This is a genomic window from Kytococcus sp. HMSC28H12, assembly GCF_001816045.1.
GTDB classification, from domain to species: Bacteria; Actinomycetota; Actinomycetes; order Actinomycetales; family Dermatophilaceae; genus Kytococcus; species Kytococcus schroeteri.
Window position 1 is genome coordinate 1 of record NZ_KV824335.1, and the last position, 4,494, is coordinate 4,494.

Sequence of the window (4,494 nt, forward strand, 5' to 3'; positions counted from 1 at the left end):
GGTGGCCATCCGTGCTCCCTCCGGGGTGGTCAGTGGCGGTCCGCGGTCTTCGACGAGGGCTTCGCCGCGTCCTTCGGGCCCTTGCCCCGGGCGGCGCCCTCGTCCTCGGAGTCCTTGCCGGCCCCCTCGCCGCGGGCCGGGTCCTTGCCCTTGGCGGAGTCCTTCGAGGCGTCCTCCTTCGTGGGTGCGGCCTCGGCCACCTCGGCCTCGCCGACGACGCTCCCGGAGGCCGGGTCGACGTACCCCATCGTGCCAGCCGGCACCATGCCCAGGTCCTCGGCGCGGCGCGAGACCTGCTCCGGGGAGTTCATCTCGTCCACCTGCGCCTCGAGGGCCAGGCGGGTCTCGGCGGCCTGTCGCTGCGAGCTCTCGGCCTCAGCCAGCTGGAAGGCCCCGGCCCCGCGGGCGGTGTTGAGCAGCAGCGCGGCCACCATCGCCAGCAGCACGAGGACGGCGCAGAGCACGGCAAAGACCTTGCGCGAGCAGGAGGTGACGTAGCCCCGCGCGGTCCGCACACCCGTACCCGCGGCGGCCCCGACGGCGCGACCCCACGCGGCGGGACGCAGCGCGTCGGTGCCGGGCAGGGACCGTCCTCGCAGGCCTCGGGGGCCGCTCCACGGTGCGGTGGTCATCGGTTCTCCCTCCGGGACGGGCGGTCGGCGGTACGGGTGCGCTCTGCCACGCGCAGGCGGGCGGAGCTGGAACGGCGGTTGGCGGCGCGCTCGGCCTCGTCGGGCTGCTCGGCGCCACGGGTCACCAGGCGCAGCCAGGGCGCATGCTCGGGCAGCTCCACGGGCAGGTCGGGCGGCGCGCTGGAGGTGGCCCCGGCGGCAAGGGCCTGCTTGGTGAGACGGTCCTCCAGCGAGTGGTAGGAGAGCACCGCCAGGCGACCCCCCACGGCCAGGTGGTCCAGCGCGCGGTGCACGGTGGTGGCCCAGATGGACAACTCGCTGTTCACCTCGATGCGCAGGGCCTGGAAGGTGCGCTTGGCCGGGTGCCCCCCGGTGCGCTGGGAGGCGGCCGGCACGGTGCGCTCCAGCAGCTCCACGAGACGGGCGGAGTCGGTGAACGGCTCCACCTCGCGCTCCCGGAGCACGGCGCTGGCGACCCTGCCGGCGAAGCGCTCCTCGCCGTACTCCTTGAGCACACGGGCCAGCTCCCCGTGCTCGTAGGTGTTGAGCACGTCGGCGGCCGAGGCGCCCACGGTGGGGTTCATGCGCATGTCCAACGGGGCGTTGCGGGCGTAGGAGAACCCGCGGTCCACCTCGTCGAGCTGCAGGGAGGACACCCCGAGGTCGAAGAGCATCGATTCGGCCGCGTCCACGCCGTGCAGGGCCAGGGCCTCGGGCACCTCGTCGTAGGTGCCGTGGTGGGCCACGAAGCGGTCGCCGAAGCGGGCCAGGCGCTCGGAGGCCAGCGCGATGGCCTGCGGGTCGCGGTCGATGCCGACGACCCGCACGTGCTCGAAGCGCTCCAGCACCGCCTCGGCGTGGCCACCCATGCCGAGCGTCCCGTCGAGGTGCACCGGCCGGTCCGCCGCCTCCAGGGCCGGGGCCAGGAGGTCGAGGATGCGCGGCAGCATCACCGGCACGTGGCGGGTGTGCGTGGGCTTCTCGGCGGTCATCGGTCCTCCTCCCCGGTGGGGCGGTGCTGGTCGGGTGGTGCGGGGTGATGCGGCGGGGTCGTGGCGGTCGGTCGGTCCGGTGGGGCGGTGTGGGGCAGGTGGTGCGCGGTGGGCCCTGCCGAGCTGGTCCCGGCCGGCTGCTCCCGGCACCGGGGAAGGTGTGCCGGGGGCGGCGCGGCAGGGGCCGGCGCGGCAGGACGTCACAGCAGACCGGGCACCACCTCCTCGGACTGCTCGGAGAAGGCCTGCTCGGTCTTCTCCAGGTACTCCTCCCAGGCCGCGGTGTCCCAGATCTCGGCCCGGTTGCCCGTCCCGATGACCGTGCAGTCGCGGGAGAGCCCCGCGTACTCACGCAGCGCCGGCGGGATGACCACGCGCCCCTGCTTGTCGGGCACCTCGTCGGAGGCACCCGAGAGGAACACGCGCTGGAAGTCGCGGACGGCCTTGCTGCTCACCGGGGTGGACTGCATGGCCGTGGCCAGCCGCTCGAACTCCGCCATCGGGAAGACGTAGAGGCACCGCTCCTGCCCGCGCGTGACCACCAGGCCGTGGGCGAGCTTGTCCCGGTACTTGGCCGGCAGGAAGAGCCGGCCCTTCTCGTCGAGGCGAGGCGTGTACGTCCCGAGGAACATGGACGGCTCACCTCGTCTCCTGGTCAGGCGCGCTCGGTCGCCGGTCACGACGGCGTCATCAATGGGCACCTCCAGCGTACTCCACTTTGCTCCACCACGGACCCCCTCCGCCCCCCCCCTCCCCCCCCCGCCCCACGACATCGGCGACATAGTGCGAAATCCACGCGCCGGACCCACGGGCACCCCGGCGCGTCCAGCCTCGACCCCCGCGCCACACCCCCACGAGAACAGGCCAGATCCTGCCCCGTGGAGCGCGGTGGTGGAGGAAAGTGGAGGAGGTGTGGAGCACCCCCCAGCGCGCGCCCGTACGGCACCATGTGCGCATGTCGACCCACATCCCGCCCCGCTCGGCCGCCGACGTGCGCTCCGGCGCCGAGGCCCTGCGCCGCGCCGTCTCCTCGGTGGTCCACCTCGACGACGAGGTGCTCGACACCGTCCTGGTGACCCTGCTGTCCGGGGGGCACCTGCTGCTCCACGACGTGCCCGGCGTCGGCAAGACCACCCTCGCCCGCGCCCTGGCCACCGCCAGCGGCGGCACCGTGGGCCGCATCCAGTTCACGCCCGACCTGTTGCCCGGCGACGTCACCGGCGTGAGCGTCTGGCACGCCGACCGGGGCGAGTTCCAGTTCCACCCCGGGCCCGTCTTCGCCAACGTCGTCATCGCCGACGAGATCAACCGCGCCTCGCCCAAGACCCAGTCGGCCCTCCTGGAGGCGATGGCCGAGCACACCGTGACCGTCGACGGGGCCACCCGCCCGCTGCCCGAGCCCTTCCTCGTGATGGCCACGCAGAACCCGGTGGAGATGGAGGGCACCTACGCCCTGCCGGAGGCCCAGCGCGACCGCTTCGCGTGCGAGACCTCCCTGGGCTACCCCTCGCGGGAGGCCGAGATCGCGATGCTGGACGAGCAGGTCGGCGACGACCCGCTGGCGCGGCTGCGCCCGGTGATGAGCGTGGCCGACCTGCAGTCGCTCGTGGCCGCCGCGCGGCGCGTGCACGCCTCAGCCGCCCTGCGCGGTTACGTGGTGGACCTGGTGCACGCCACCCGCAGCACCCCCGACGTGGTGCTCGGCGCCTCCCCGCGCTCCTCGCTGCACCTGCTGCGCACCGCGGCCGCCCACGCGGCCCTTCAGGGGCGCGAGGCCGTGACCCCGGACGACGTGCAGCGCGTGGCCCCGTGGACCCTGCCGCACCGCCTCATCGTGGAGCACGACGTGGACGCCCGGGACGTGGTCCGTCAGGTGCTCGCCCAGGTGCCCGTGCACCGCACCGCGTGATCCCGGTCGCCCCCTGATGGCCTCCGTGTCCTCCCGCCGCCTGCCCGGGTTCACCCTGCGCGGGTGGGTGCTGGTGTTCTCGGGCCTCGTGCTGGTGGGCACGGGGCAGTACTTCGCCCTGGGCGACCTCAGCCGCCTCGGCGTGCTGCTGGTGGTGCTGCCGCTGCTCACCTGGCTGCTCGGGCTGGGCGCGGCCCGGACCACCCACTCCGACCTGTCGACCGAGCCGGCGGCACCGCGGGCGGGTGACGCGGTGCAGGTGCAGGTGGCCACCCGGTCCACCTCTCCCCTGCCGTCCCCGCCGGTGGTGGCGCACCTGCCGCTGCACCCCACCTGGGGCGAGCCGGTGGAGCTGGGGACGATGGTGGTGGGCCCCCGGGCGACGCAGCGCACCGTGGACCTGCGGGCGGGGGCCCGGGGCCGCTTCGAGCTGGGACCGGTCCTGCTCGACCGCTCCGACCCCTTCGGCCTGACCCGCCAGGCGCTCACCCGGTCCGGCGAGGCGCTGGCGGTGGACGTGCTGCCGCGGGCGGTCGACTACCCGGCGACGCGGGTCCGGCGCCTCGTGCAGGACGCTGCCCAACGGACCCTCAGCGCCCGTCCCACCTCCGACTCCCTGGACGCCACGGCGGTGCGCGAGTACGGCCGGGGCGACGACGTGCGCCGCGTGCACTGGCGCAGCACCGCCCGCGCCGGCGAGCTGATGGTGCGCCACGACGACACGGAGCTCGTGCCGTGGGTGCTCGTGGTGCTCGACGAGGCCGCCGCGTGGGGAGAGCCCGCCTCCGACGGTGGCGACTGCCCGGGGCCGGCGGCCTTCGAGGGGGCGGTCCGGGTGGCCGCCACCCTCGTGGAGGCCACGGCCCGCGCCGGGCTGCGCGTCCGGCTGCTCACCGCATCGGGCTGGCAGGAGCGCCTGCACGAGCGCGACCTCACCCGCGCCGAGGCCCTGGCCCACCTG

Annotated in this window: 5 protein-coding genes; 2 read left to right on the forward strand and 3 right to left on the reverse strand. The window is 75.0% G+C overall.

Annotated elements, in window-relative coordinates; all coding sequences use genetic code 11:
- Positions 1-29 precede the first annotated feature (29 nt).
- The 3 genes from HMPREF3099_RS03045 to mraZ form a co-directional block, all read right to left on the reverse strand.
- On the reverse strand, positions 30-632 hold the full coding sequence (locus HMPREF3099_RS03045; protein WP_070703829.1) for a cell division protein FtsL: 603 nt from the start codon (positions 630-632) through the stop codon (positions 30-32).
- Positions 629-1,624 carry a 16S rRNA (cytosine(1402)-N(4))-methyltransferase RsmH gene (gene rsmH, locus HMPREF3099_RS03050; RefSeq protein WP_070703832.1) on the reverse strand — a complete coding sequence of 332 codons (996 nt, stop codon included), beginning with the start codon at positions 1,622-1,624 and terminating at the stop codon, positions 629-631. The genes HMPREF3099_RS03045 and rsmH overlap by 4 nt, the downstream gene beginning before the upstream one ends.
- Positions 1,625-1,824: 200 nt before the next feature.
- The gene (mraZ, locus tag HMPREF3099_RS03055) at positions 1,825-2,256 is read right to left on the reverse strand and encodes a division/cell wall cluster transcriptional repressor MraZ (protein ID WP_070703834.1); all 432 of its coding nucleotides are present in this window, start codon (positions 2,254-2,256) and stop codon (positions 1,825-1,827) included.
- A 323-nt stretch (positions 2,257-2,579) separates the two neighbouring features.
- On the opposite strand from mraZ, the gene HMPREF3099_RS03060 reads away from it, so the two are divergent.
- Both HMPREF3099_RS03060 and HMPREF3099_RS03065 read left to right on the forward strand, forming a co-directional pair.
- A complete protein-coding gene (locus HMPREF3099_RS03060) occupies positions 2,580-3,533 on the forward strand; it encodes an AAA family ATPase (protein WP_070703836.1) in 954 nt (317 codons plus the stop codon).
- A 25-nt stretch (positions 3,534-3,558) separates the two neighbouring features.
- Positions 3,559-4,494, forward strand: a 936-nt coding sequence (locus HMPREF3099_RS03065) for a DUF58 domain-containing protein (protein ID WP_168168422.1), incomplete at its 3' end; no start/stop codon positions are given.

Bases quoted from the DNA above. Each gene is read 5' to 3' on its own strand.
- HMPREF3099_RS03045 (WP_070703829.1), bottom strand. From the start codon at position 632: ATGACCACCGCACCGTGGAGCGGCCCCCGAGGCCTGCGAGGACGGTCC.
- rsmH (WP_070703832.1), bottom strand. From the start codon at position 1,624: ATGACCGCCGAGAAGCCCACGCACACCCGCCACGTGCCGGTGATGCTG.
- mraZ (WP_070703834.1), bottom strand. From the start codon at position 2,256: ATGTTCCTCGGGACGTACACGCCTCGCCTCGACGAGAAGGGCCGGCTC.
- HMPREF3099_RS03060 (WP_070703836.1), top strand. From the start codon at position 2,580: ATGTCGACCCACATCCCGCCCCGCTCGGCCGCCGACGTGCGCTCCGGC.